The following is a 22,068-nucleotide window of genomic DNA, read 5'->3' as shown; positions in this document are numbered from 1 at the left end:
CCGGAAGGTGTGTTCCCCATGCGCGTTTCGTCCGCCCCGTTCCCCGGGCCCGACTCCGCTCCCCCGGACCGGGCCCGGTCCACACCGGCGCGCCGCACGGTGCTCGGCGCCGCCGCGGCGGTCGCCGCGGCGGCGGCGGTGGTCCCCTCGGGGTCCCCCGCCGTCGCCGCCCGGCGGCCGGCCACCACCGAGCCGCACCGGTGGCGGACCGCGGCGATCGGCGGTACCGGCTTCGTCACCGGCATCCTGTTCCACCCGTCCGTCAAGGGCCTGGCCTACGCCCGGACCGACATCGGCGGCGCCTACCGGTGGGACGACCGCACGGCCCGCTGGACGGCGCTCACCGACCATCTCGGCTGGGACGACTGGAACCTGCTGGGCGTCGAGGCGATGGCCGTCGACCCCTCCCACCCGGACCGGCTGTACCTGGCGCTCGGCACGTACGCCCAGTCCTGGGCGTCCCCCGGCGCGGTGCTGCGGTCCGAGGACCGGGGCAGGACCTGGAAACGGGCGGACCTGACGGTGCGGCTCGGGGCGAACGAGGACGGGCGCGGCGCCGGGGAGAGGCTGCTGGTCGACCCGCGCGACAGCTCCACGCTCTGGCTCGGCACCCGCCACGACGGGCTGCTGCGCTCCACCGACCGGGGCGCGACCTGGGCGCCCGTCACCGGCTTCCCGGTCACCCCCGACCCGGCCGGCCAGGGCGTCACCCTGCTGGTCGCCGCCGGCCGGACGGTCTACGCGGGCTGGGGCGACGGCACCACCTCCCTGCTGCGCACCACCCCGTCCGGCGGCTGGGAGGCCGTCCCCGGTCAGCCGCCCGCCGCGGGCGCGACCGCGTTCCCCGTCCGGGCGGCGTACGACGCGGGGTCGCGCGCCCTGTGGGTGACGTACGCGAACGGGCCCGGCCCCAACAACCAGAGCGCCGGCGCGGTGCACCGGCTGGACACGGTCACCGGTGCGTGGAGCGACGTCACCCCCCTCGTCCCGGCGGACGGCGACGCGTTCGGCTACGGCGGTGTCGCCGTGGACGCCCGGCGGCCGGGGACGGCCGTGGTCTCCACCAACAACCGCTGGGGCCCCGTCGACACCCTCTTCCGCACCACCGACGACGGCGCGACGTGGACCTCCCTCAAGGACACCGCGGTGCTCGACGTGTCGGAGACGCCGTACCTGCGCTGGGGCGGCGAGGCGAAGTTCGGCTGGTGGATCCAGGCCGTGGCCCTGGACCCCTTCGACTCCCGGAACCTGCTCTTCGGGACGGGCGCGACGATCTACGGCACCCGCGACCTGACGCACTGGGCGCCCCGGATCCGCGGGCTTGAGGAGTCCTCGGTGCGCCAGCTGCTGGCCCCGCCGGACCGGGGCGGTGCCGCCCTGCTGAGCGGACTCGGCGACATCGGCGTGATGTTCCACGAGTCGCTGACCGCCTCCCCCTCGCGCGGCATGGCGACCGGTCCGGTGTTCGGCACGGCGACCGGTCTGGCCCTGGCCGCCCGGCGCCCCTCCTACGTCGTGCGCACCGGCTGGCCGTCCGGCTCGCAGTCGGCCGGGGCGTTCTCCGAGGACGGCGGCCGGAGCTGGCGGCCGTTCGCCGCCCAGCCGGAGATCGCGCCGTCCGCACCCGGTCCGATCGCGGTGAACGCCGACGGCACGGTGCTGGTCTGGTCCTTCGTCCACTGGGACGGCACCCCCTACCCCGCCCAGCGGTCCACCGACGGCGGGGCGAGCTGGGCCGAGGTCCCGACCTGCCCGGCGGGCGCCGAACCGGTCGCCGACCCCGTCGATCCGGCGCGCTTCTACGCGTACGACACCCGGACCGGCACCGTGCACCGCTCGACCGACGCGGGCGCCACCTTCACCGAGGTGTCCGGCGGGCTGCCGTCGGGGGACGTCCAGTTCGCGATGGTCGCGGCACCGGGCCGCCGGGGCGACCTCTGGCTGTCGGCGAAGACCGGCGGGCTGCACCGGTCCACGGACGGCGGGGACGCCTTCGCCCCCGTCGCGGGCTGCCAGGAGTCGCACGCGCTGGGCTTCGGCAAGGCCGCCCCGGGCCGCGGGGGCTCCGGCTACCCGGCGGTCTTCCAGACCGGGCGGGTGTCCGCCACCCACGACGGGGTGGCGGTGCTGCGCTCCGACGACGCCGGCGCCACCTGGGTGCGGATCAACGACGACGCCCACCAGTGGGGGTGGACCGGCGAGACCATCACCGGCGATCCCCGTGTCCACGGCCGGGTGTACCTGGGCACCAACGGCCGGGGCATCCAGTACGCGGACCCTGAGTGAGGAACGAGAACTCCATGCCGTCCCTGCACGACGCCACCGCCGGCCGCATCCTCTTCGGCGGCGACTACAACCCCGAGCAGTGGCCCGAGGAGGTGTGGGCCGAGGACGTCCGGCTGATGCGTGAGGCCGGGGTGAACACCGTCACCGTGGGGGTGTTCTCCTGGGCCCGCATCGAACCCCGTCCGGGCATACGCGACTTCGGCTGGCTCGACCGGGTGATGGACCTGATGCACGGGGCCGGCATCGGGGTGGTGCTCGCCACCCCCACCTCGTCGCCGCCGCCGTGGATGGGCGCGCTCCACCCGCAGACGCTGCCGCGCGCCGAGGACGGCTCGGTCGTCTGGTACGGCTCGCGCCAGCACTTCTGCGCCAGCTCCCCGGTCTACCGGCGGTACGCGGCGGCCCTCACCGAGGACCTCGCCGCCCGGTACGCCGACCACCCCGCACTCACCGTCTGGCACATCAACAACGAGTACTGCACCTCCTGTTACTGCGACGAGACGGCCGCCCACTTCCGGCGCTGGCTCATCGAACGCCACACCACCCTCGACGCCCTCAACGAGGCGTGGGGCACGGCGTTCTGGAGCCAGGGATACGCGGACTGGGAGGAGATCCTGCCGCCCCGCAAGGCCCAGTACCTGCACAACCCGGCGCAGGTGCTTGACTTCCGGCGGTTCACCTCGGACGCGCTGCTGGAGTGCTACCGCGCCGAGCGCGACATCGTCGCCCGGCACACCCCCGGCGTCCCGGTCACCACCAACTTCATGCCGCTGTGGTCCGGGCAGGACGCCTGGGCGTGGGCGGAGCACGAGGACATCGTCTCCGTCGACGTCTACCCCGACCCGCAGGACCCGTGGGGCGGCCAGTACAACGCGATGCTCGGCGACATGACCCGCTCGCAGGCGGGCGGCCCGTGGATGCTGATGGAGCAGGCGGCGGGCGCCGTCAACTGGCGTCCCGTGAACCGCCCCAAGCCCGCCGGGCTGAACCGCCTCTGGTCGCTCCAGTCGGTCGCCCGCGGCGCGGACGCCGTCTGCTACTTCCAGTGGCGCCAGTCCCGCCAGGGGGCGGAGAAGTTCCACTCCGCGATGGTCCCGCACGCGGGTGAACACAGCCGCGGGTTCCGCGAGATCGCCCGCATCGGCGCCGAACTCGCCGAACTGGGCGAGGCGGTGGAGGGCGCCCCGGTGGCGGCCGGGGTGGCGGTGCTGCACGACTGGGACGCCTGGTGGGCGAGCGGTCAGGCCGGCCGCCCCTCGACGCTCGTCGACTACCCCGAGGTGGTGCGGGCCTGGCACCGGGGGCTGTGGGAGAACGGCGTCACCACGGCGTTCGCCCGCCCGGAGGGCGACCTGTCCGGGTACCGCGTGGTCGTCGTCCCCCAGCTCCATCTGCTGTCGGACGCGGCGATCGACAACCTGGTGGCGTACGCCGCCGGGGGCGGGACCCTGGTCTGCGGCTTCTTCACCGGCGTCGCGGACCGGGAGAACCGCATCCGGCCCGGCGGCATGGACGCACGGCTGCGCGCCCTGTTCGGCATCCGCGCGGTCCACGAGTGGTGGCCGCTAGACGCGGACGCGACGGTGGAGTGCGGCGGGACCGGCGGGACGGAGGCGTTCGAAGGGCTGCTCTGGTCGGAGGAGCTGGAGGCCGAGGACGGCGCCGAGACCGTCGCCGCCTACCGGGGCGGCGAACTGGACGGGCTCCCCGCGGTGCTCCGCAACGGCACCGCCTGGTACGTCTCCACCCTCCCGGAACCGGCGTCGCTGGCCGCCCTGCTGGCCCGGATCACCGCCGGCGCGGGCGTGCGGCCGGTGCTGGAAGGACTGCCCGCCGGCGTCGAGGCGGTGCGCCGGGGCCCGGTGCTCTTCCTCCTCCACCACGGCACCGGGCCGGTCTCCGTGGAGCTGCCGGCCGGCGACCACCTCGACCTGCTGACCGGCGCCAAGACCTCGGGACGCGTGGAACTGGGCCGGTACGGCGTCGTCGCGCTCCGCCCCCTGGACGGCGCGGCGTGAACGGCGGTCGGCCGGGCGGGGGCGGCGGGGGCCGGGGCGCCTTCGGCAACGCCGGCGGGACCTGGGAGCCGCGCCCGGCCGCCCGGTGGGAGGACGCGTTCCTCAGCGGCAACGGCAGCCACGGGGCGATGGTGTACGGAGATCCGGCCGACGACCGGGTCGTCGTCACCCACCACACCCTGGTGCGCCCCAACGGCAGCGAGCACGCGCGACCGCCCGAGCTGGCGGACGAACTGGGAGCGTTGCAGGACGCGTTGCTGGCCGGTGACACCGCGGCGGCGGAGCGCTTCGGGGCCGCGTACCCGATGCTGTGGGTCCAGCCGTTCCACCCCGCGTTCCAAACCCGGCTGCGCGGCGGGCCCCCGGAGCCGGGCGGCGACGACGTCGCAGTCCGGGATCAGGGAAGCGGCTACCGCAGGTGGGTGGAGTTCGGTTCCGGCCAGGCGGGCGCCGCCCGCGGGGCCTGGCGCAGCCGGGTCTTCGTCTCCCGGCCGGACGACGTGATCGTGCAGCACGTCACCGCACCCGGCCCGGTGGCCCAGTTCGTCCTGGACCACGCGCTGCCCGGCGCGCCCGCCGACCTCGCGGTCACGCGTTCCACCGAGCTGACCCCGGACGGCGCGCTGCTCACCCTGCGCGTCGGCTATCCGGGCAGCACCGCCTCGTACACCGGCACCACCCGGCTGCGTGCCGAGACAGGCACGGTCACCGTGTCGGGGGACGGGGTCCGGGTGACGGGCGCCGCGTCCCTGCTGCTGCTGACGCGGGTCCGCAGGGACGCGGACGACGCGGGGGCGACACGGCCGGTCACCCTGCCCGAGGGCGACTACGAGTCGCTCATGGCCCGCCATCTCCCCCCGCAGCGGGCCGCGTTCGAACGGGTCGCGTTGCGACTGCCGGACGCCGAGGACAGCCTCGGGGCACTGCCCGGCAGCGAGCTGCTGCGCCGCCCGTCGAGCCCCGCCCTGCTGGAGCGGCTCTTCGCGGCGGGCCGCTACCACCTCCTGTCCTCCTCCGGGCTGCTGCCGCCCCGGCTGCCCGGCATCTGGACCGGGGAGTGGGACACCGCCTGGTCGGGGGCGTTCACCACCAACGCCAACCTGAACCTCCAGGTGGCCTGCGCACCGGCCGCCGGCCTCACCGAGGTCATGGAGGCCCACGCCCGGCTCATCATGGGCCAGTTGGCGGACTGGCGGGACAACGCCCGCGCGCTGTTCGGCGCCCGCGGCATCGTGGCGCCCTCCCACACCGACGGCGCCGGCGGCCACACCCGGCACTTCCAGCGCGCCTACCCGCTGCACCTGTGGACGGCGGGCGCGGACTGGCTGCTGGCCCCGCTGCTCGAACAGGCCGACACGACAGGCGAGTTCCCGTCGGAGCTGATCTCCGCCCTGGACGAGACGGCGCTCTTCTACGAGGACTTCCTCACCCGTTCCACACCGGACGGCACCCTGGTCATCGTCCCCTCGTACTCGCCGGAGAACCGTCCGGAGAACGCGAGCTGGGGCACGCTCAACGCCGCCATGGACATCACCGCGGCCCGCCACGCCCTCACCACCGCCGCTGCGCTCCGCCCCGGCACGTCCACGGCCCGACGCCGGCGGGCCCTGGCCGACCGGCTCCCCTCCCACCGGGTCAACGAGGACGGCGCCCTCGCCGAGTGGGCCTGGCCCGGACTGCGCGACACCTACGACCACCGGCATCTGAGCCATCTGTACGCGGTGTGGCCGCTGACGGAGATCAATCCGTACGACACGCCGGAGCTCGCCGAGGCCGCGCACCGGGCGCTCGCCCTGCGCGGACCGGAGAACGGCTCCGCCCACGGCCATCTGCACCACGGCCTGATCGCGGCCCGCCTGAGGGACGGCGTACGCGCGTCGGCAGCGCTGGCGTCGGTGCTGGGGGGCGACTACTTCCACGACTCGCTGATGAGCGCGCACTATCCGGGCCGGGACGTCTACAACGCCGACGCCGCGCACGCGCTGCCCGCCCTCGTCCTGGAGAGCCTCGTCCAGTCCGCCCCGGACCGCCTGGTACTGCTGCCGACCGCCGCCGCGCCCCTCCACCCGTACGGCGAACTGACCGGTGTGCGTACCCGGTTCGGCGCGCGCGTCGACCTGACCTGGTCGCCGGACGGGGCGACCGCCGTGCTCCGCCCGGACCGGGACGCCCGGATCGACGTACGCACCGGGCCGGGGCTGACCGTGCACGAGGCCGGTGGCGCGGAACCCGCCGGCCCGCAGGCCCCCGCACCCGCTCCCCCCACCCCGGACTCCGCCGGCCGCCCGCAGGAGCCGCTCGTCCTGACGGCCGGCGTGGACCGCGTCCTCACCCTGAGACCGCGGTAGCGACACTCCCCCCACCATGGAAAGGGACACCATGGCGTCATCCCCGGCACGACCTGCCCTCACCCGTCTCGTCGTGGCACCGGCCGCGGCCGTCGCCGCGCTGATCGGCTTCGCCGCCGCCCCCGCCCACGCGGCGATCTGGTCCTCGTCGGACCAGTGGGGCAACTACACCACCTCCGACAACTACATCCTCTACAACAACATCTGGGGCTCCGGCGCCGGAACCCAGTCCATCTGGGCCAACTCCTCCAGCAACTGGGGCGTCTGGGCCGACCACCCGAACACCGGCGGCATCAAGTCCTACCCCAACGCCAAGAAGATCGTGAACAAGCCGCTCTCCTCGCTGACGTCGCTGACCAGCAGCTACAACGTCACCGTGCCGTCCGGCGGGGCGTACAACACCTCGTACGACATCTGGGACACCGACTACGACTACGAGGTGATGCTCTGGGTCAACTACAACGGCGCGGTCGGCCCCCTCGGCACCTCGCAGGGGACGGTGACGCTCGGCGGCCACACCTGGGCCGTCTACAAGGGCGACAACGGCGCCAACCAGGTCTTCTCGTTCCTCCGCACCTCGGACTCGTCCGCCGGCACCGTCAACGTGCTGCCGATCCTGAAGTGGATCAAGGACACCAAGGGCTGGTGGGGCGACGAGACCATCGGTGACGTCCAGTTCGGCTACGAGATCACCTCGTCGGCGGGCGGGATGGACTTCCGGACGAACTCCTTCAGCGTCTCCTCCGGCTGACGGGAGCGGCGCGGGGGCCCGGACCTCCGGGTGAGGACCGGTCCCCGCGCCACCGCCTGCGCCCCCGCGCCTTCGCGCCACTGCCTGCACCCACGCGCCTTCGCGTCCCGCGCCTACCGCGCCGGCGCGTCCTGCTCCCCGGCCGCTTCCGCGCCGGCGGCCCCGCCCGCCGGAACCCCGGCCGCAGGTCGCAGCCCCGGGGCCAGCACCAGGGTGACGGCGACGGAGAGCACCGCCATCACGGCCATCGCCGCGGTCGGCGAGGTGTACTGGGCGACACCGCCCGCCAGCGCCGCGCCCGCCCCCTGCACGGCCGTCGTCCCGGACGAGTGCAGACCGAGCGCCTGTCCGGTCCGGCGCTCCGGGGTGAGGGCGAGCAGTCGCTCCTGGAGCAGCAGACTCGCCGCGTACCCCACGGAGGCCAGCACGACGGCCGCCGCGGCGACGGGCAACGGCGGCCCGTACGCGAAGAGCAGGTACGGGACGGCGAGGAGCAGCCGCATCGGCGCCGCGAGCCGCGCCCGCCACCGGGGCGGCAGGAACCGGCCGGTCAGCACGTCCCCCGCCAGCATGCCGAGCGCGGCACACGCGAAGAGCAGCCCCGCGTGCCGGGGCGCGTAGGGGACGAACAGCGACTCGCACCCCACGATCAGGCCGTTGGGCACCCACAGGGCGAGGAAGACGTACCGGCGGGGCGGCGACGCCCAGAGCAGCCGGTTGATCCGCCACGTCGCGGCGACGGAGAGCCGGCCCGACGCGCGGGGCGGGCGGCACAGCAGCCCGTACCGCGCGGTGAGCGCGGCGGCCAGGTGCAGCGCCGCCGCGACGAGCAGCGCCCCTCGCGGCGACAGCACGACCAGCAGCACCGCTCCCGTCCCGTATCCGGCGATCTGCATGAGCCCGGTGGACATGTTGAGCAGCGAGCGGCCGAGCAGATAGCCATGCTGGGCGAGGACCTCGTTCAGCAACCCGTACCGCACCCCGCCGGCGGGCGCGGACACCACGCCCAGGGACAGCAGCACGGCGAAGGCCGCCCACAGCGGGAAGCCGGGCAGGGCGAGGAGCGCGGTGGCGGCGCAGGTCAGTAGTGCCAGGCCGGTCAGCGCGGCGCGGGGCGGGAGCCGGTCGGCGGCCGACAGCAGGGTCGCCGCGCCGAGCACCTGGGCGAGCGACGGGGCGAACATGGCGAGCGCGGACGAGAGCGGGGACCCGGTCTCCCCGTAGACCAGGGTGCCGAGGGCCAGTCCGCTCAGGGTGCGGCCGGCCACACCCGCGCAGGCGGCGGCGAAGAGGGGGGTGAACTCAGGTACGCGGAAGAGTTCCCGGTAGGTACGCATGGCGGGAGTGTCGGCCGGGGCGGGGCGCGGCGGTTAATGTTTCGCGGCGGCGCGAAACGACGTCGGCGCGGGGGAGGCGGGCGGCATGGGCTGGTGGCAGGTGGACGCCGACACGTTGGCGGACAGCCGGTTCGCGGTGTCGCCGCTGGCGGAGACCGTCGGAGCGCTCAAGACCCTGCACAGGGGAACCGCGCCGCACCCCGGCGAGCGGGCCTGGCTGGACGACCATCTTCCCGCCTACCGGGCACGGTTGGCCGAGGACCCGGTGACCGCCCCGCTGATCCGGGCCGCGCTGGGCCGCACCTGGACAGCGGACTTCCTGACGCCCACGCCGACCGGCGAGGACGGTCCCGGCGGCTTCCCCACCGAAGTGGCCGGCGTACGCGACACCCGGCCGGAGGCGGCCCGCAGCGATCTGCTCGCCTCCCTCGGCGGGCCGCTGCCCGCCGTTCTGCACCGCGACGACCTGCCGGAACGGGCGGCGGCGCTGCTCGAATGGGTGTGGGAACGGACGGTCGCGCCCTCCTGGCCGCGCCGCCGCGGAGTCATCGAGGCCGACATCGTCGCGCGCGCCGCCAGAGGGGGGCGTGACGGGTGGGCGGCGGCGCTGGAGGGCATGGGGCGGGGCAGGCAGTGGCTCGGAGACAGCCGCCTCCAGATCAACACCCGCGCCAATCCGCCGCGCGACATCGTCGGCGCACGGCTGCTGTTCGTACCGGTCACCCCCGGCCACGGGTGGGTGAGCTGGCACGCCCCGCACCGCTACGCGATCGTCTACCCCTGCTCGGGCACCCTCGCCGACCAGGGCGGCGCCGTGGCCGTACCGGAGGCGCTCGGCGCGCTGCTCGGCACCGCGCGGGCCCGCGTGCTGGTCCTGCTCGGCACCCCGAAGAGCACCACCCACCTGGTGGCGCTGACCGGCCAGGGGCTCGGTTCGGTCGGCCGCCATCTGCGCGTACTGCTCGACGCCGGCCTCATCGGCCGCCGCCGCGCCGGCCGCTCGGTCCTCTACTACCGGACGGAAACGGGCGAGGCGGTGGCGGCGGGACGCGGCGGGGGCTGAGTCCGGAGGGGCGGGGCGGGGCGGGGGTGGCGGGGGCGGGGCGGCGGCCTCAGGCCGACGGCGCCGGCCCGGTGCTCTCCCGTACGGTCAACTCGGGTGCCAGCAGCTCCACTTCGCCGGTGATGCGGCCGGTGAGCGTCGCCATGACCTGTTCCACCGCGCGACGGCCCATCTCCTGGGCGGGGATGGCCACGGAGGTGAGCCGGACGGATGCCTGCACCGCCACCTGCTCGGGGCAGACCGCGACGACGGACACGTCCTCCGGGACCGCCCGGCCCTGCTGCTGGAGGAGGTTGAGCAGCGGCTCGACGGCGGCCTCGTTCTGCACGATGAACCCCGTGGTGCCGGGCCGCTCGTCGAAGATGCGGGCGAGCGTCCGGGCCATGGCGGCGTACCCGCCCTCGCACGGCCGGTGCAGCACGGTGACACCCGTCTCCGCGGCCCTGGCCCGTACCCCGTCGACCGTGCGCTCGGCGAACCCGGTGTGCCGTTCGTACACGGCGGGCGCCTCGCCGATGAGGGCGATCTCGCGGTGTCCGAGGTCGGTCAGGTGCTGGACGCAGAGCGCTCCGGTGGCCTCGAAGTCCAGGTCCACGCAGGTCAGTCCGGTCGTGTCGGCGGGCAGACCGATCAGCACGGCGGCCCGGTCGCTCTCCCGCAGGATCGGCAGGCGTTCGTCGTGCAGTTCCACGTCCATCAGGATCACGGCGTCCGCGAGGGAACTCCCCGCGATGCGGCGCACCCCGGCCGGGCCCTCCTCACCGGTGAGCAGCAGCACGTCGTACCCGTGGGTGCGGGCGGCGGTGGCGACGGCGATGGCGATCTCCATCATCACCGGGACGTACATGTCGGTCCGCAACGGCACCATGAGGGCGATGATGTTGGACCGGCTGCTCGCCAGGGCGCGGGCGCCCGCGTTGGGGTGGTAGCCCAGCGTCTGGATGCTGAGTTCGACGCGCTCCTTGGTGGAGGCGGAGATCGACCGTTTCCCGCTGAGGACGTAGCTCACCGTGCTGGCGGAGACTCCGGCGTGCTGGGCGACCTCGGCAAGCGTGACCATTCGACTTCTCCCCTGAAAAAGGTGTCCACGAAAGAGGTGAAGCGCTTCGACACGGCGGTGTCGAGCTCTCCTTCGCGCCCCTACTTGCACCATCATCACCAACAGAGTGGAGCCTAGACTTCGACGTAAAACACTGTCCAGGGTGCTGTGAACACTGCCTTTGAGGGCAGTCGAAGCGCTTCGACTCCACCGATCTCGTCCGGGAGCGACATCCCGGTCAGGAAGCCGAAGGCGTCCAGTCTGCCAGCCAGTCGGCGGTCTCCTGCTCCGCGGCCTGCGCGTCCGAGAGCTGGGGGCGGTCGCCGCTCGCGGAACCGGCACCGGGACCGGTGTTGCGGTACTCCGCGAACCGGTCGTCCTTCCAGGAGAAGCCGCTCATGTCCGTCCACGGGGCGGCTTTGACGGCCGAACTGAGCGTCGTACCGCGGAAGGTGGCCATCGGGTCGAGCGTCGCGTCGCCGCCCGCGTGCCACGGCCGGCCGAGGTAAAAGGAGGCGGCGGAGACATCGCCGTTGACGGTCGAGCCGGTGATCAGGAAGCCCTTGCGTCCGGCGGCGGTGCTGGGCGCCGTGATGTAGCCGGCCGAACTGCCGTCCCAGCGCTTCTTCAGCGTGATGACCGACTTGTCGATCACCGCGGTGGCCCGGCCGAAGATGAAGTCGACGTTGCCGACGACATAGGAGTTGGTCATCCAGACGCGCCCGAGCGTCGTCTTGGAGGCGGTGTCCAGCAGCAGGGTGTCCTGGTCGCCGGTGACGACGACGGAGTCGAGGACGACCTTGTCGGCGGCGGTACGCAGCGCGACCGCCTGAAGGCCGCTCATGTTCTGGTGCGCGGCCTCGTCGAAGTCGTTGGCGATGGTGAGGTTGCGGGCCTGGAAGCCGTTTGCTTCAGCCGCGAGGGTCGCGCTGCCACTGGTCCCGTACGTACCCGACCCGTCGGGTTTCTGCGTGCCGGAGGCGTTGCCGTAGACGATGACCGTGTCGTTTCGGCTGGTACCGCTGCCCTGCAGGGTGACGTTCTGCTTGGTGGAGGGGATCTTCACCAACTCGCGGTAGGTTCCCGGCTTGATGAGGACGACCACCCGTGCCGTGTTGCCCGCCGGGACCGCGTTCACCGCGGCCTGCACCGTCGTGTACTGCCCGCTGCCGTCCTTGGCGACGGTGAGCGTGGTCGCCACCGCGGCGGCCGAGGCCGACCCGGTCGCCTGGAGCGCGCCCGCAGCCAGCACTGCGCTCACCCCCAGTGTCACCACCCGGCGCGGTCCGGGACGAAGAGCCGTACGTCGTCGATTCACAGCCATGACGTGATCCGTTTCGGTCGGGGGCGGAGGATGTGGGGCTCCGTCCTCCAGTCGCCACCGACGACGAAAAGGTTGCCGCGAAGAGTACGCCCGGTGCCGGCCGCCCGCGCCGCGGGCGGGGCGCCCGCGGATGGGAGCACCGCGGGCCAGGTACCCGCGGGTGGGAGCGCCGCGGGCGGGGTGCCCGCCGGGTCGGAGCGCCCGGTCAGCCGTGGAGCAGTACGGGGAACGCCTCCATGTCGTTCTGGGTCATGACCGGCAGCTTGCGGATCTCGTCGTCGGCGATCGCGAGTCGCAGACCGGGAAAGCGCCCGAACAGGGCGGGCAGGGCGATGCCGGCCTCGATCCGGGACAGCGCCGCTCCGGGACAGATGTGCGGGCCGTGGCCGAAGGTCATGTGCCGGATCGGGGTCGGCCGGGTGACGTCGAAGGCGTCGGCGTCCTCCCCGTGGTGGGTGGTGTCGCGGCCGATGGCCCGGTAGGAGATCACCACGCCCTCCCCCTCCGCGATCACGTGGTCACCGACCTCGATGTCCTCGGTCGCGAACCGCATCAGCAGGTGGGTGGTGGGCGTGTCCCAGCGCAGGGTCTCCTCGATCACCGTCTCCCACGGGATCTCACCGTCCAGCACCTTGCGCAACTGGTCGGGATGGGCGAGCAGCGCACGCACGGCGTTGAGGATGAGCCCGATCGTGGTCTCGTGCCCCGCCGCCACCATCGCCTTGAGGTTGCCGACCACCTCCTCCTCGGTGAGCGGCTTCCCGCCCTCGTCCGCGAGGATCAGCGCGCTGGTCAGGTCGTCGGTCGGGCGGGCGGTCTTCCCCCGCACCAACTCGGCGTAGAAGACGTCGAGTTCGGCAAGCAGAGCGAGACGTTCCTCCTGCGGGGTGAGCATGGAGAAGAACGCCTTGTACTGCCGGGTCAGCATGGGGTGCAGCGCCTCGTCCACGCCCATCAGCAGACCGACCACGCGCATCGGCAGCGGCTGGGCGAACACGGACTTGAGGTCCACGACGCCGTCCGCGCCCTGCTCGGCGAGCGCGTCCAGCAGCTCTGCGGTGAACCGCTCGATCTCGGGGCGGATCGCCTCCAGGCGGCGCGGGGTGAGCGCCTGGGAGGTCTTCGTCCGCAGCCTGCGGTGCTCCTCGCCGTCCACGGTGAACATGGAACGCCCCGCGTCGATCATGCCGATGAGCGGCCAGGCGTGGGTCACCTCACCGCTGCGCCACAGGCCCCAGGCGTCCAGGTCCTTCACCAGCCGCGGGTCGACGAGGAGCCGACGGGCCTCGGCGTGCCCGGTGATCGCCCACGCGGGGACCCCGAGGAGCTCGACGCGCGCGAGCGGAGAGAACGCGCGGAGCCGTTCGGTCTCACCGTCGAGATCCTGGACCAGCGGATCGACGACCACGGTGGCGTACGGGCAGTTCACAGCTGGTCTCCTGTCATGGGCGCGGGCGTGAAACGGACCGGGAGCGCGTTCGTCCCGCACAGGAAGGCGGACGGCCGACGGACGAGATCCTGGACGGGCACGGCGAGTTCGAGGTCGGGCAGCCGGTCGAGGATGACCTCGATGGCGGTCCGTGCGATGGTCTCCGCGATCTCCTGCGCCGGGAAGGGGCAGCGGTATTCCCCGTGGCTGAACGCCAGGTGCGCCCCGTTGCCCGCCCGTTGCCCCACGCCGCCCGGCAGCGCGTCCTGACGGATCAGCGGGTCGGTGTTGGCGGCGCCCAGGCCGAGCAGCAGCATGTCCCCGGCACGGATGGTCCGGCCTCCGAGCCGCGTGTCGCGGGCCGCCCAGCGGCCGGCCAGGATCTGGGTCGGGCTCTCCTCCCAGAGGACCTCGTTCATCGCGTCGCCGACGCTGCGCCGGCCGCCCGCCAGGGAGTCGGCGAACTGGTCCTCGGTCAGCATCAGACGCAGCGAGTTGCTGATCCAGTCGGCGGTGGTGAGGTGCCCGGCCGCGGTGATGGCCATCAGGTCGAGGGCGTACTCCTCATCCGTGAAGGGCTCCGGATCGGCGAGCATGCGGGAGGTGATGTCGTCGCCGGGGGTGGCCCGCTTGGCCTCCACCAGCCTCCGCATGTGCTCACCGAACCGGCCGTGCGCCTCCTGGGCGCCGGGCCCCCCGTCCGCGAGGTCCTTCAGGACCCGGGCGATGTCCCTGCCTTCGGCGTCGGGGAAGCCGACGAGCCGGGCCAGGACGAGGACGGGCAGCGGCTCGGCGAAGTCGGCGACCAGGTCGGCGGCGCCCCGGGTGCAGACGTCGTCGACGAGCCGGTCGGCGAGCTGCTCGCAGTGCTCCCGGATCTCCAGCGGGTCCGCCGCCTCCAGCGCGGGCACCACCATCGCCGCGTGCCGGCGGTGTTCGGCGCCCGCGGTGAAGTAGATGGATGGCATGGGCCGGCCGACCATGGGGAGCAGCGGCCAGTCCTCGGGAATGCGCTCCCACTGGTTCCACAGCCCGACGTCCCGAGGGAAGAGCTCGCCGTCGCCCATGACCCGGTGCAGCTCCCGGTACCCGACGACCAGCCAGGCGGGAACCCCTCCGGGGAGCTCCACGGGTACCACGGACCCGTACTCGTGCCGCATCTTCCGGTACAGGGCCCGAGGTTCGGCCTGGAGCGCGCCCCCGCCGAGCTGCACGGGGGCGGTGGAGAGGTGCGCGGGGCAGCCGCCTCCGGACGTGGCGGCTGCGGGTAAGGAGGTGCTCGTCATCGTACGGACTCCAGGGACACGGCTTCGCGCGTTGCGGCCAATACGATCAACGCGCCCCCACTATAGGGAGGTTGGGTGAGGCTTTGGGCATGGATCGGGATGACGGGTGGGGGCGGGGGGTTGTCGCCGTCCCACCGAGGACCGACGCCACCCGGCAGCGGCACGGGCCTGCCCCTCGATTGCCGCCCCGGACGACCGCCGATCCGCACGTCTGGACCGACCAGATCGGCCTGTCACCGTGCCTTCCGCACCTCTTCCGAGGAACCACCAGGGGCTTCGAGGGCAGCCCCGGCGTCCAGCGGCACGGCATCACGCCAACCTCGTCCGACCCTGGCGTCGCCAGCGTATTCGCAACGCAGGCCGAGCGTTTCGGCGATGCCATCGTCGAGATCCGTCCGCGCGGAGCGCTGGAGCTTGTCCGGCCGATCACGGGTGTGGGCAGCCCGGCTGATGCCCGGGTGAGCATCATCGTGAAGTTCTTCGTGGCGCCGGACGACACGTCAGCGGTTCTGACCCTCCAGACCGGGCCGGGACGGACATTCGAGTCGCTCTCCTTCGGCAACTTCGATCCCGAGGAGGCAGTGAGCGTTTTCAGCGTTGCCTCTCCAGGGTGAGGACCGCTTTGGCGATGACCGTCATCCGGTTCGGGCTGCAGCGGCTTCGGCGGAAGATCCGCCAGGACTTCAGCCGGGCGACGCCTCGTTCGACGGGAGCGCGGGCGTGGGCGAGTGCGCGGTTCAGCGTCCGTTCGGTCTGGGTGAGTTCACCGTTGGGCGGGCGTCGGATGGCGGTGGTGACCCAGGGGCCCGCGCCGATGTAGGCGCGGTCGGCGACGATCGGGACGCCCTGGCGTTCGCAGATCCGGATGCGGTGGGTGCGGGCTGCGGTCAGGTCGTGGGCTCGGCCCGGCAGTGCCGGCGAGATCCACAGCAGCCTGCCGTCGGGATCGGTGACGACCTGCACGTTCACGCCGTGGCGGCGGTGCTTGTGCGAGTAGTCGGCGCGTCCGTCGCCCAGTCGGTCGCACTCACTGAGGGTGCCGTCCAGGAGCACGTACTCGGGATCGTGTTCACGCAGGGTCTTGAGCAGCCCCGGCGCCCGGTCGGCCAGCAGTCGCACGACCGCGGTGGTATAGGCGTGGGCGGTGGCGACGGATATGCCGAAGCCGGCGGCGATCTGGGCGAGGGTGTCGTGCTTGCGCAGGTAGACGAGAGCGACCAAGGCCCGCTGGTGCGGCGGAAGGTTGCAGCGTCGGTCGCCCTCACGGGTGACGATGAGCATCGTGACCCACTCGACCAGCGCATGCGGCAGGTCGAGTGCGGCAGGATAGGGAACCAACAGGGTTCCTGGACCGGCAGGTTGAGACTTCGAACACCTCACCCAACGGCACGGGAGCCCTGTCCGTTGCGGGCACCGAGGCCATCACCCGATCGGTGGCCCCGCTGAAAACGCTCTTTGAATGCAATGCAGTTGAGATGTGGCAGCGACATACTGGCATTCACGGGATCTTCGGAAAAGGTTACGTGATCAACATGTTGTGAAATTTATGAGCGCAAGGGAATTCAGGCATGCGAAATAGCGGGCCGGTATCGACTCCCGCGGCAAGGGTGATGTATCTCAGAGGCTCTGCGTCCCCAGAAAGGAAACGCGCTGACATCTGATACCTGTTGTCGCTCCCCAATGATGCGAACCGCGCGAACGGTCGGACCCTGGCCCAGCCGGGTAGGCGTGGCCGGCGCCCCGGAGAGCGCAGGCCACGCCTGCCGTGGTGAGACGCGGCGTTCGAACGCCGGTCACAGGCAGACGACGTCGGTCACGTTGTTGGCGAACCGGTAGAGCACTTCCAGCCCTGTTCCGTCGAGTGCGCAAGCCACAACGGTTCTGCTCACGGTGAGCAGCACCCGGTCCTCCGTGACGCGCCCTGAGGAGAGCCGGAGCTCCTCGGCCGGCTCGGCGAGCAGCCGGGCGAGACCTCGGCGCAGCGGAGTGCGCCGCCACCGGCCGTTCGGGGAGCAGCTCCACAGGTCGGGGCGGCTGCTGAGCGCATAGGCGGTGCGTTCCTCGTTCACGTGCCAGGCGGTCACCAACTCCTCGGCCCTGAGCCGCACGGTCGACCAGGAGTCGTGCTGGAGATCGATGGCGTGCAGGATCGTGAAATCGGTCTCCGGATAGGTCAGCGTCTGGTGGGTGAAAGTGGATCCGACGACCAGCATGTTCCGACGGGTGGCTCCGCCAAAGAGATCGGTGTGGGCCGGGTCGGCGGAGATCCGTACGAGCCGATCGAGCAGTCCACGGCGAGGTCTTACCGAGGGCAACGGTCTCGCGGTGAGGGTGTTCGCCGCCAGGTCGAGGGTGAACAGCGCCGCGCGTTCGGGGGTGCGCCGCAGCGGCGGCGTTCCGATCGTGCCCGCCAGGAGGACGGCCGAGCCCTCCGTGCCCACGGGTCGCCGCAGCCGGAACGTCTCCGGCACCTCGACCGCCTGCCAGGTGGACGCTTGCCAGGGGAGGGCGTACAGGACCGCCTCGTCCAGTCTGTCGGCGGGGGGGCGGTCCTCGGGGACGTCCGCGAGAGTGGTGCCGTCGTCGCACACGGCACGGAGCCGTGCGGGGCGCCCGGCCCGCGGAAGCGGGGGGAGCGGCCGCAGCGAGGAGGCGTTCTCGCCGGTGACGAGGGGCACGTCGGCCGACTCCACGGAGACTCGGACGCTGAGTCCGCGCCCATGACGAGCAGCCCACGTGGGCTGCGCCCCGGTGAGGACGCCAGGGCCCTGCAGGGGAGACACCTGCCGCAAGGAACCGTCCTCGACTTCCGCGTAGGAGACACCCGTGGTGCCCGTCACGAGGGCGGGCACCACGGTCTCCGGTGACTGTTCGGTCACTGGCTAGAACAACCCTCCCAGGACATCTCCGGTCTTCCGGCCGAGCCTACTCCCGGCGAATCCGCCGACGACACCGCCGACGACACCGCCGACGGCGCCTCCCACGACCGTTCCGGCCCCGGGAATGAAGCTGCCGACCGCGGCTCCGATCGTGGCACCGGTCGTGGCACCGTAGGCGGCACCGGCCCAGCCACCGGCGACGCTTCCGGTCTCCCGGGCCGCGCTCCGGACCTTCTCGCCCTCAGGAGCCTCGACCACCGCGTACACGCCGAACCCGACGTCGGCGGCGAGTAGACCTCGGCCGGTCCACTTGGCTGCCACCGCTCCTCTGTCCGCGCCGGGATTGGTGCTGGCGATTCCGTCGATTATTTTCTGGTTGAGCGTTTTCAGCGGGGCCACCGATCGGGTGATGGCCTCGGTGCCCGCAACGGACAGGGCTCCCGTGCCGTTGGGTGAGGTGTTCGAAGTCTCAACCTGCCGGTCCAGGAACCCTGTTGGTTCCCTATCCTGCCGCACTCGACCTGCCGCATGCGCTGGTCGAGTGGGTCACGATGCTCATCGTCACCCGTGAGGGCGACCGACGCTGCAACCTTCCGCCGCACCAGCGGGCCTTGGTCGCTCTCGTCTACCTGCGCAAGCACGACACCCTCGCCCAGATCGCCGCCGGCTTCGGCATATCCGTCGCCACCGCCCACGCCTATACCACCGCGGTCGTGCGACTGCTGGCCGACCGGGCGCCGGGGCTGCTCAAGACCCTGCGTGAACACGATCCCGAGTACACAACGACAGGTGCGTCGTCTTCGCGATCTCGCCTCGCCTGTCCACTGCACTCGCGGACGCCGGGCACTCCAGGTTGCGGGACATCGCCGCCTCATGGGCTCAGCTGCGCGCGGAGGACGGCGAGGCCATCGACACGCAGATCGCGGAGGCGATCGTGCGTGAGCCGGCCGGTCTCGTCAGCAGCGCCCGGCACCAGGATCACGGCGTCTACTGCTGGGTCGCGTGGGGCTGAAGGGCCGGGCGACCTGTGGCACTGCCCGGCCCGCCTCACACCTCGCTGCGAAGGCCGACCCGCACCACCACGTACCCGTTGAGCGCTGAACCGCCCCTCGGGGTGACGGCGAGGGCTACAACTCCTCAGGAATGAGCGGCGCGTTGACGCACCCCAACGCGCCGCTCATCGTTCGGGCGAGAGCGGAGGCCAACGTGCCCCTCAAGTGATCCTTGAAGCCGGGGATCGCCCTCCCGCTGACTCTCACCTCCATCGGAAGGCCGGCTTCCTGCTGCTCGCCCGCATCCGGCACCTCGCAGGGAAACGCTGCCACCAGCGTCCTCCCGTCAGCCTCCTCGTAGGTGAAGACATCTCCGCCCACACTGCGCCAACCTCGCGGCTCCCGGACGGACTTCAGGTCCGCGAAGGACGAAACGGACCAGCCCACCTCCGAGACGAACTCCTGCCTCGTGCCCTCAAGAGCGATCGCACAGGGCTTGTTCCGATTCGACCAATGAGCTGTGCTGCCCGGCTCCCAGGACCGAGCCATGGACGCCATCCACCTCCCGGTGTCATCCACGGAAACGAGTTGATTCTCGATTCGCAGAACCCCTTCACCCATCTGTTCATCCAAGGCATTGATGCTCTCGACGCCGAGGAATTCGTTGCAGACGGCCCACCCCTTGGGAGCTTCTTCCCGCCTGGATTCCCCACCGGAGCAACCGGCAGCAAGCAGCGAGGCAGCCACGAACAACGCACATCCGACAGCCGACCTGGTCACCCTGATCCACCTTCTCCAGTTCTTCCATCATGTTTCGTTTTCATCCTGTGGCGCAGGAATGAAATGGTCTGCTCAGCGGGTGTGGCGACGAGGCAGGGCCCTTCGCCGTAGGCGTGGTGATCCCACTCCTCACACCGGCGACCTGAGGGGCCCTGTTGGTTCCGTATCCTTCCATGCTCGACGTCCCGCACGGGCTCGTCGAGCATGTCTCCTGGCTGCTGTACGAGCACCGCCGGGTCCGCAACACCCGGTGACAAAGGCTCGGTTGCTTCAAGCAGGCGCTGCTCACCGATCCACTGAGGGAAGTCACACACTACGAGCGTGACGCCTTCGGGGGGCCCGTTGCGATCACCGGTCCGCTGGGAGCCGTCACGCGTCTGGAATGGACGGTCGAGGGCAGACTCGCCCGCCGTATCGAGGCGGATGGCACCAAGCAGAGTCGATGCAGGTCCTTCGGGACATGGAAAAGCAGAAGCCCTGAATGGGTGCACTAATGAGAGACGAAACACAGGCGATCCATGTCGCCCCATGGCTGCACATCGTCGCACCAGGCGCCGGCCTGAATTTTGATCAACTCCTGCCCTCATCGGGCAGCGTTTACGTGGCACGCCTCAACGGCGAAGACATGCCTGACGAGTCGTCGGCTTTTGAGAAATTCTGGGAGACACTGAAATTCCCCGACTATTTCGGATGGAACTGGCATGCTCTCTACGATTGCCTTCGAGACCTCCAATGACTCTCATCGGACTACCACATTCTGATCATCGAATCAGCCGAACGTGCACTTTCCGAGGATCACGCCGCTCGCGAGGAATTCTTCAAGGTCCTGTACCGAGCCGGTAAACAATGGTCTTACATCAAACGGCCCGAAGGGATCACGCTCAGCAAATTCTGCATCGTCCTGTCAAGCGACGCGGAGTCGATGCCAAGCGTGGCAAGCCACCTTGCCCGATTCCAGGACCACACAATCTCTAGCCTCGAAGTTTCATGACGGTCCGCCGACGGAGTTGGTGGGCCGTTTTCGTGTGGTGGGCTGAGGGTGGGCAGGCCGGGGGCCCGAGTGTCGTCTCGGGGTGGCGCCGGGTTCCACTGCTCCGGTTTCGGGTTGCTGTCGTAGGGGCGGCAAAATTGCTGGTCAGCCGGGGTTCGGCAGGAGTGCGAGCCGTTCGAGTGCGTCGGTGATCACGCCGGTCCAGGGCCAGTGGCGGGCGAGGCGGAGGATTCGGCGGCGGCTGGTGGTGACGAGTTGTCCGGCCGTGGTGAACAGGCGGAGCCGTAGGCGGCGGGGTTCCCAGAGGCGGGCCTGGCCGGTCAGGGCGAGCATCGGCATCCAGGCCAGTAGGTCGAGGGCGGTTTGCACGATCTCCAGCCAGATCCGGTTCTCCGCGGTGGTGTGCAGGGGCAGGTTGCGCAGGCCGGTGGCGCGGGCGGCCCGGATGCGGTCCTCGGCCCGGGCCCGCAGTCGGTGACGGAGCTCGAGCTCGGAGATCGGGAGGCCGACGGTGTTGGTGGCGAAGCACGTCAGCCGCATGCCGTCGGCGTCGGTGATCCTCAACTGAGCGCCCGGGTGCGGGCGTTCCTTCCGGACGATGAGCCGCATGCCCTTGGGCCAGCCGTGAAGGACGTCGCCGGCGAGTTCGGCAACCCAGGCGCCATCGCGGACTTGGCCGCCGGTCTCGACGGCCGGCGTCCAGGCCGAGGCCGGGACCTTCAGGACGTGGCTGTGGATCTGCTCGGTGACGGTCATGCCGACGGAGTAGGACAGCCACCGGCCCGGCTTTGCGAGCCAGGCGACGAAGGTGTGGGTGCCGCCGGCTGAGTCGGTGCGGATCAGGGTCCGGCGCCCGCGCCGGTAGGACTTCGGCAGCTGGGCCAGGGCCAGTCGGGCGGCGGTGATGTGGTCGGCGGCGGTGTTCGATCCCGCGTTGCCCGGTCTGAGCAGGGCCGCGACCGGTTCGCCGGTGCCGCCCGGTCCGTGGTCGACGAACCCCATCAGCGGGTGGTGGCCGTAGGTCCGCTTCCAGGTGGGTGCGGCGTCCTCCTTGTCGGAGTGCGCGAGAACCAGCACCCCGTCGAGGTCCACGGTCACCGTCCCGCCGGCATCGGGTGCCCCGGCGCCGGCCAACTCCCAGACACGAGCGCGGGCTTCGGCCCGCGCGGCACGGATCGCCGCCAGAGCCTTCTCACCGGAGGCGGCGAGAGTGCCGACGAGACGGGAGACCGTCGGGTCCGAGGCCACCGGCCCGAACACAGCCGGCTCCGCCCGCAGCAGGCCGACATCCGCCAGGCAGTCCCCGCCCGACGCGACCGCCAACGCCACGTCCAGCAGAACCTTCCCGGGATCATGGACGGCCCTCGCCTTCCGCCACGGCGCCAACGCCGCCGATATCGCGGTGTCCAGGCCCGCTTTGCGGACGATCTCGACCAGCAGCACGCTCCCGGCCTGCGAGACCACCGCCCGGCCGCCGCCCTCGATGCGGATCCGCGGGTATGACCCGACACGCTTCTTCACCTGGAGAGTGCTTCTTTCCGTGCA

18 protein-coding genes and 2 pseudogenes are annotated in these 22,068 nt (G+C 71.7%); 10 read left to right on the top strand and 10 right to left on the bottom strand.

What is annotated here, in order from left to right; all coding sequences use genetic code 11:
- Positions 1–18 precede the first annotated feature (18 nt).
- The 4 genes from Q0994_RS24720 to Q0994_RS24705 are packed head-to-tail and all read left to right on the top strand — an operon-like array spanning position 19 to position 7,403.
- Positions 19–2,286 (top strand): exo-alpha-sialidase, encoded by a 2,268-nt coding sequence (locus tag Q0994_RS24720; RefSeq protein WP_299538407.1) that lies wholly within the window; start codon positions 19–21, stop codon positions 2,284–2,286.
- Between the two features lie 14 nt (positions 2,287–2,300).
- Positions 2,301–4,304: a beta-galactosidase gene (locus Q0994_RS24715; RefSeq protein ID WP_299538405.1), complete on the top strand. Its 2,004-nt coding sequence runs from the start codon at positions 2,301–2,303 to the stop codon at positions 4,302–4,304.
- Positions 4,301–6,652 (top strand): glycosyl hydrolase family 95 catalytic domain-containing protein, encoded by a 2,352-nt coding sequence (locus Q0994_RS24710; RefSeq protein ID WP_299538404.1) that lies wholly within the window; start codon positions 4,301–4,303, stop codon positions 6,650–6,652. The genes Q0994_RS24715 and Q0994_RS24710 overlap by 4 nt, the downstream gene beginning before the upstream one ends.
- A 31-nt stretch (positions 6,653–6,683) precedes the next feature.
- Positions 6,684–7,403 carry a GH12 family glycosyl hydrolase domain-containing protein gene (locus tag Q0994_RS24705; RefSeq protein WP_299538402.1) on the top strand — a complete coding sequence of 240 codons (720 nt, stop codon included), beginning with the start codon at positions 6,684–6,686 and terminating at the stop codon, positions 7,401–7,403.
- Positions 7,404–7,516: 113 nt separating this feature from the next.
- On the opposite strand, the gene Q0994_RS24700 is transcribed toward Q0994_RS24705, so the two are convergent.
- Positions 7,517–8,740, bottom strand: coding sequence for an MFS transporter (locus Q0994_RS24700; protein ID WP_299538401.1), 1,224 nt, complete (start codon positions 8,738–8,740; stop codon positions 7,517–7,519).
- 85 nt (positions 8,741–8,825) lie between these two features.
- Between Q0994_RS24700 and Q0994_RS24695 the strand changes: the two genes are divergently transcribed.
- A complete protein-coding gene (locus Q0994_RS24695) occupies positions 8,826–9,803 on the top strand; it encodes a helix-turn-helix transcriptional regulator (RefSeq protein WP_299538400.1) in 978 nt (325 codons plus the stop codon).
- Positions 9,804–9,852: 49 nt separating this feature from the next.
- Here the strand turns inward: Q0994_RS24695 and Q0994_RS24690 are convergent, their stop codons facing one another.
- The 4 genes from Q0994_RS24690 to Q0994_RS24675 form a co-directional block, all read right to left on the bottom strand.
- Positions 9,853–10,863 (bottom strand): LacI family DNA-binding transcriptional regulator, encoded by a 1,011-nt coding sequence (locus Q0994_RS24690; protein WP_299538399.1) that lies wholly within the window; start codon positions 10,861–10,863, stop codon positions 9,853–9,855.
- A gap of 217 nt (positions 10,864–11,080) precedes the next feature.
- Positions 11,081–12,103, bottom strand: coding sequence for a pectinesterase family protein (locus Q0994_RS24685; RefSeq protein ID WP_299538397.1), 1,023 nt, complete (start codon positions 12,101–12,103; stop codon positions 11,081–11,083).
- Positions 12,104–12,371: 268 nt separating this feature from the next.
- Positions 12,372–13,595, bottom strand: a complete 1,224-nt coding sequence (locus Q0994_RS24680) for a cytochrome P450 (RefSeq protein ID WP_299538396.1) — start codon at positions 13,593–13,595, stop codon at positions 12,372–12,374.
- On the bottom strand, positions 13,592–14,881 hold the full coding sequence (locus tag Q0994_RS24675; protein ID WP_299538395.1) for a cytochrome P450: 1,290 nt from the start codon (positions 14,879–14,881) through the stop codon (positions 13,592–13,594). Before Q0994_RS24675 ends, Q0994_RS24680 begins: the two co-directional genes overlap by 4 nt.
- 89 nt (positions 14,882–14,970) lie before the next feature.
- Between Q0994_RS24675 and Q0994_RS24670 the strand changes: the two genes are divergently transcribed.
- Positions 14,971–15,495, top strand: a complete 525-nt coding sequence (locus tag Q0994_RS24670) for a hypothetical protein (RefSeq protein WP_299538394.1) — start codon at positions 14,971–14,973, stop codon at positions 15,493–15,495.
- On the opposite strand, the gene Q0994_RS24665 is transcribed toward Q0994_RS24670, so the two are convergent.
- The 3 genes from Q0994_RS24665 to Q0994_RS24655 form a co-directional block, all read right to left on the bottom strand.
- A complete protein-coding gene (locus Q0994_RS24665) occupies positions 15,473–16,219 on the bottom strand; it encodes a transposase family protein (RefSeq protein ID WP_299538393.1) in 747 nt (248 codons plus the stop codon). The two genes, Q0994_RS24670 and Q0994_RS24665, sit on opposite strands and share 23 nt — an antisense overlap.
- 455 nt (positions 16,220–16,674) lie before the next feature.
- Positions 16,675–17,760, bottom strand: coding sequence for a hypothetical protein (locus Q0994_RS24660; RefSeq protein WP_299538392.1), 1,086 nt, complete (start codon positions 17,758–17,760; stop codon positions 16,675–16,677).
- Positions 17,761–17,763: 3 nt separating this feature from the next.
- Positions 17,764–18,159 (bottom strand): hypothetical protein, encoded by a 396-nt coding sequence (locus tag Q0994_RS24655; RefSeq protein WP_299538391.1) that lies wholly within the window; start codon positions 18,157–18,159, stop codon positions 17,764–17,766.
- Between the two features lie 95 nt (positions 18,160–18,254).
- Here Q0994_RS24655 and Q0994_RS24650 point away from each other — a divergent pair.
- Positions 18,255–18,539: pseudogene (locus Q0994_RS24650) on the top strand (transposase family protein); the annotation flags it as partial.
- Between the two features lie 348 nt (positions 18,540–18,887).
- Here the strand turns inward: Q0994_RS24650 and Q0994_RS24645 are convergent.
- Positions 18,888–19,499: a hypothetical protein gene (locus Q0994_RS24645; protein ID WP_299538390.1), complete on the bottom strand. Its 612-nt coding sequence runs from the start codon at positions 19,497–19,499 to the stop codon at positions 18,888–18,890.
- Between the two features lie 185 nt (positions 19,500–19,684).
- On the opposite strand from Q0994_RS24645, the pseudogene Q0994_RS24640 reads away from it, so the two are divergent.
- The 3 genes and pseudogenes from Q0994_RS24640 to Q0994_RS24635 all read left to right on the top strand — a co-directional run.
- Positions 19,685–19,783 (top strand): annotated as a pseudogene (locus Q0994_RS24640) (IS5/IS1182 family transposase); the annotation flags it as partial.
- A 30-nt stretch (positions 19,784–19,813) separates the two neighbouring features.
- Entirely contained in the window at positions 19,814–20,026 is a 213-nt protein-coding gene (locus Q0994_RS34175; RefSeq protein WP_363325571.1) for an RHS repeat domain-containing protein, read from the top strand.
- Complete coding sequence (locus Q0994_RS24635) at positions 20,026–20,268, top strand: barstar family protein (RefSeq protein ID WP_299538389.1); 243 nt, start codon at positions 20,026–20,028, stop codon at positions 20,266–20,268. The genes Q0994_RS34175 and Q0994_RS24635 overlap by 1 nt, the downstream gene beginning before the upstream one ends.
- Before the next feature lie 399 nt (positions 20,269–20,667).
- On the opposite strand, the gene Q0994_RS24630 is transcribed toward Q0994_RS24635, so the two are convergent.
- The gene (locus Q0994_RS24630; protein ID WP_299538387.1) at positions 20,668–22,044 is read right to left on the bottom strand and encodes an IS1380 family transposase; all 1,377 of its coding nucleotides are present in this window, start codon (positions 22,042–22,044) and stop codon (positions 20,668–20,670) included.
- Between the last annotated feature and the right edge of the window lie 24 nt (positions 22,045–22,068).

The sequence above is a fragment of the uncultured Streptomyces sp. genome (assembly GCF_947488945.1).
In the GTDB taxonomy this organism is placed as follows: Bacteria; Actinomycetota; Actinomycetes; order Streptomycetales; family Streptomycetaceae; genus Streptomyces.
Note: the sequence above shows the minus strand (reverse complement) of the source record. Positions and strands in the feature narration are given on the sequence as shown.